The sequence below is a fragment of the Nocardioides cremeus genome (assembly GCF_030518195.1).
Classification (GTDB): Bacteria; Actinomycetota; Actinomycetes; order Propionibacteriales; family Nocardioidaceae; genus Nocardioides; species Nocardioides cremeus.
Map to the genome: position 1 here is coordinate 1 of NZ_JAULSC010000298.1, position 276 is coordinate 276.

At 46.4% G+C, this 276-nt stretch carries 1 protein-coding gene; it reads right to left on the bottom strand.

Annotation, left to right across the window (positions count from 1 at the left end; all coding sequences use genetic code 11):
• On the bottom strand, window positions 1-262 hold a 262-nt coding region (locus QWJ41_RS22260; RefSeq protein WP_369292744.1), incomplete at its 3' end, for a GIY-YIG nuclease family protein.
• Window positions 263-276 lie beyond the last annotated feature (14 nt).

Consider the following 276-nt stretch of genomic DNA (forward strand, 5'->3'; position numbering starts at 1 on the left):
TTTCTTTCGAGACTGCAAACCACTCGGTATGGCCCTTTGTCTTGTTGGGACAGGAGCGATACCTCACCTCATAACACAAATCGCGATGTATGAGCCATTCCAAGAGCTTGCTGTTTTGAATCACTTGGGCCGACACGTGGGCGATGTCTTGTTCAAATTTGCAGCATTTGCTGTGTTCTTCCAATCGTTCATTGTACGGGCGCTCGGTGACGCCGATTTTGAAGACAGACTCTGGATGGTTTTTATCCTGGAAAACGTATATGAAGCCTTTTTTTC